The 3,902-nt window shown below is 65.6% G+C and carries 4 protein-coding genes; all 4 read left to right on the top strand.

Going from position 1 to position 3,902, the window contains the following annotated elements; genetic code table 11:
- The first annotated feature begins 241 nt into the window (after positions 1 to 241).
- The 4 genes from ABT006_RS34840 (at position 242) to ABT006_RS34825 (ending at position 3,716) form a co-directional block, all read left to right on the top strand.
- Positions 242 to 1,345 carry an NADAR family protein gene (locus ABT006_RS34840; RefSeq protein WP_350712729.1) on the top strand — a complete coding sequence of 368 codons (1,104 nt, stop codon included), beginning with the start codon at positions 242 to 244 and terminating at the stop codon, positions 1,343 to 1,345.
- A gap of 136 nt (positions 1,346 to 1,481) precedes the next feature.
- A complete protein-coding gene (locus tag ABT006_RS34835) occupies positions 1,482 to 2,459 on the top strand; it encodes a hypothetical protein (protein ID WP_350712728.1) in 978 nt (325 codons plus the stop codon).
- Between the two features lie 85 nt (positions 2,460 to 2,544).
- Positions 2,545 to 3,099: a UPF0158 family protein gene (locus ABT006_RS34830; RefSeq protein ID WP_350712727.1), complete on the top strand. Its 555-nt coding sequence runs from the start codon at positions 2,545 to 2,547 to the stop codon at positions 3,097 to 3,099.
- 113 nt (positions 3,100 to 3,212) lie between these two features.
- A complete protein-coding gene (locus ABT006_RS34825; protein WP_350712726.1) occupies positions 3,213 to 3,716 on the top strand; it encodes an NUDIX hydrolase in 504 nt (167 codons plus the stop codon).
- Positions 3,717 to 3,902 lie beyond the last annotated feature (186 nt).

Raw genomic sequence — 3,902 nt, 5'->3', positions numbered from 1 at the left:
TCCGGCATCGCCCACCTCCACAACATCATCCTCGCGGGGTGACACCAACACCGTTGCCGGGCAACGCCTTCACCGAGTTACGAGACGTCCTTTAGCGACGATAATCGGGTGCACTCATTTGTCGCCGACCCGGGCGTCACGCTGGGTCACAAGCCTTCGGGCGCCCAATCACACCGACTGCTGAGATCGGTTGGTCACTCCAGCAGGGGCACCGGGTTCGATAGCCCCCTACACTGCGCCGATGGCGCTGAGCAGAAGGACCTATCGGATCGTTGACGGCGAGCAGATCGAGGGCACGTGGCGGCCGATCTTCATTCGTAACGGTCCGTCTTACTTCCTCACTGACCTGCTGGTCTTCGCGGACGGTGCGATCAACTGTTGGGACTGGGTCGACCTCGGCGGGCTGCGCGAGAAGTTGAAGAGCGGATGGGTGGCCACGCATCTCGAGCCCGGTGCGCAGGCGTCAGCTCACCATCTTGCAAGCTGGCGCTTCGACGAACCGCAGATGTGGCTGACAGGCGAGGAGCTTCTTGGGGAAGTCGCCGACGAGATCGACCAACTCAATGGCCGACCTGACTCTACCGGCCGCTGTCTGGAAGCCTTGGACCGTTACCTTGAGAACCGAACGGAGGTCGATCGGCGGGCGCTACTGGCCGCATACTTGGCCGTCCCCGCACACCTGCGGCACTACGCGTTGGGTGACATGGACGCCAAGGACTGGCCGCTTCGCGTGCTGTGCACTCCGATCGGCGAGCGCACCACCTACGACGAGCTCGTGACCGAGGCGATGCACGCCCAGGCGCACGAGTACTTCGCCGAGCGCGACCGGTCGGTCAGGGACTGGCATGACAACCACCCCGTCGACGGCCTGGACCAGGCACAGAACCCGACGGTGAAACTCGCGTCGATCCCGGGAAATTGGCCCACGGAGCCGGGCATCGAGTGCCTGCGTAATGAGTATCCGGCCACGATCGAGATTGGCGGCGACACCTACGCCAGCGCCGTGCACGCCTACTGGGCGCTGGCCACCACCGACGAGACCGCTCGCGCGGCGATCCGCCGCACCACGACAGCCCTTAGCGTCGAGCGCGCCGTCGGACGAGCGCCGATTAGGCAGGACTGGCCCCACCTTCGTCTCACCGCGATGCACACGATCCTGCGCGCCAAGTTCAATCAACACCCAGAACTCGCAGACGTGCTCCTTGGCACCGGCGACGGCCGCATCGACTACAACATCAGCTCGGCCTACTGGAGCGGTGGTACGAAAGGCCGCAACTGGCTGGGTCGTCTCCTGGAGCTTGTGCGGTCAGAGATTGTCGCTCAACGGGCCGGCTTCCTCCCGTAGAGGGTGAGCGCGTTTCCGTATCGGCCGCTGACGTCGGCGCTCGTTAGACCCGGCAGGACTGAGCGACGCGCGCACATGCCGCGATCCGCGCCGGCGACCCCCGCCAGCCTCGTCGAAATGGCTCTATGCTGCTGCGATGCAACCCCGCTTGATCAACCAGGTGTGGCTGCCCGGCATTCGGCATGTTACGCAGGCAACTGGCCTTGGGTGGGCGGTTACCGAGTCCGCCAGCTTCACCGTGAACCTGTTCGACCACGACCTGCGTCGCGTGGCGCGATTTGCGGTGCCTCTCGACGACCCGCGGATGAACGTCGGTGCCACTAGCCAGCTCGTCGCAGCGGGCGATAAGCACCAGATTGTTGTTCTTGACCACAACGGCGCAGTCCTCTGGCGTAGCAGCTGGGATCGACTCGGCGGCAGTGCCACCGTCGGCGCCGACTTCGACCTGGACGGCGACGACATCCTCTGGGTCCGTTTGGCCGGCACCAAGGAACTTGTCGCCATCCACGCCGCGACCGGCAAGGAGATCAACCGCACGCCGCTGCCCGGCCCCGAGGCTGCCTCGTTCGTGCACCGTCCCGCGGACACCTGGACCGGCTTGACGCTGCCCCATCCCGAGCCGTCACCCTCCATGCTCATCGGTCTTAACGCCGGACACATCGTGCTGCGACCGCTGGCCGGTGACGACCTCGCCGGTTTCAGCCCAGCGGGCGACCGCTATCTGACGACGGCATTCGACGGCTTTGTGTCCGTCCGAAACGTGACCACCGACAACGTGATCGCGGAGCGACACCTCGAGGACCTGCCGGACACGCCACGAGGCTGGCGATACGTGGACCGAGCTGTGTTCCTCACCGACGAACTGATCCTGATCGCTGTCAGCACCGCAGACCTGCCGGACGACGCCGAAGGCCATCTACTGCTGTCGGCGCGCAGGCTGCGATGCCGTTCTCAGATGCGGTACCCGCACCCCCACAGATTCGGTTCCATCCATCCTGCACAGCAGCCAGGCCGATGGCTCACCCGCCATCATGAGGAGGACCGGCTTCGGCTGTGGCAGCTCGACGGTCGCCTCGACGATGAGCCGCTGCCGGGTCAAATCGCGCTGCTCTGACCGCACAACGCTGCGCCGGCCATGCCCGTTCGAGGGGAACGCCCGACGCCCGGATCTGCCGCGATCCGAGCGTCACGTAGCGAGCGTGGACGGCACGCCGGTAGGCGCCCGGACTGTCGCGTGCTATCGCTGGTCGAAACGCGGAATGAAGCGGGTTTATGGTGGCCGGATGCTTGACCTGAGCAGGCTAGACCTGGAGGAGATCGCTACCGCGCTCGAGGACCAGACCGACTACGAGCACCGATGGCTGATCAACCCGCATTCCGGTGAGATCGTGCTTTGGACGACGGACGGCGGCATCGACGGACACACGCCCGTCGAACTTGACGACCTCGACCTGGTGGGCATCGACCCGCTGCCGTCCTACGTCTGGTACCAGGACATGGCCGGCTTCGCTGAGAGGATCAGTGACGCGGCGGCCGGCCGCCGACTCGCGCGAGCTATCCAGGGCCGGGGTGCCTTCCGGCGGTTCAAGAACGAGTTGCACGAGGAGTATCCGCACCTGCTGCCGGCGTGGTACGCCTTCCGCGACGTGCGCGCAAGGCGGCGGGCGGTTGAATGGCTGGTCGACAACTCGCTGGTCGACGAGGAAGCGGGCGAGCGTTTCGCGGCCGAGCACCCGGATCCCGACCTTCCCTGAGCGGGCGTCCACGCCGCGACTTCCTGTACGACAAACGCACGGATCTGCCGCAGATAGTGAAAGCTGTGACGTGCCCGTGCCCGTGCCCGTGCGCGGTGCTGAGGTGAGGATGAATGGCCCCCGTGCCAAGCATGAGTCGGTCCCGGTACGCCGGCGTTCTCGCACATCACGACGACAAAGTCGTTCTCGTGTACGAGGAGTACCCACGGTGGGGCGGCCCCTACTGGAACATCCCGAGCGGGCGGATCGAGGACCACGAGACGCCGTTTGAGGGCGCCCGCCGAGAGTTGGCCGAGGAGACAGGTCTGGTCGTCGCAACCGCGGACCTCGTTCTTCATGGCACGGCGGCGGTGACCGGAGCAGTCACCGTCAGCCGGGTGTGGAACTTCACCGTCGACGTGGTGGATCCGACCCTGCACGTCCGCGACCCAGATGGTCTGATTCAGGAGGCCCGCTGGTTCCCCGTCGATGAAGCAAGCCGCTTGCTTCATGAGTTGCCCTACCGGCCGCTGTCGGAGCCGTCAGTTGCGGTCCTCACCCGTCAGGCTCAGCCGGGCGCCCATTGGGCGTATTCCGATCCGGAAGCGGAGCCGGTTGTCACCTACCCCAACGGGTGAAGGACATTTGCCACGTCCCTGTCCTGCTGATGACCAAGATGCCCCGAGACCTTGCTGGACCGCGGCGACGAGCCCCGCGGACGGACTACAGGGGGCTTGACCCCGGATCTTGGACACGGTGGTGATTGATTACGCCGCGGCCGTAAGGGTAGCGGCGTGGTGGGTTTCGTAGGCGTTCGGGGAGAT

Source organism: Micromonospora sp. NPDC002717 (assembly GCF_040295705.1).
GTDB lineage: Bacteria > Actinomycetota > Actinomycetes > Mycobacteriales > Micromonosporaceae > Micromonospora.
Note: the sequence above shows the minus strand (reverse complement) of the source record. Positions and strands in the feature narration are given on the sequence as shown.

Bases quoted from the DNA above. Each gene is read 5' to 3' on its own strand.
- ABT006_RS34840 (WP_350712729.1), top strand. From the start codon at position 242: ATGGCGCTGAGCAGAAGGACCTATCGGATCGTTGACGGCGAGCAGATC.
- ABT006_RS34835 (WP_350712728.1), top strand. From the start codon at position 1,482: ATGCAACCCCGCTTGATCAACCAGGTGTGGCTGCCCGGCATTCGGCAT.
- ABT006_RS34825 (WP_350712726.1), top strand. From the start codon at position 3,213: ATGGCCCCCGTGCCAAGCATGAGTCGGTCCCGGTACGCCGGCGTTCTC.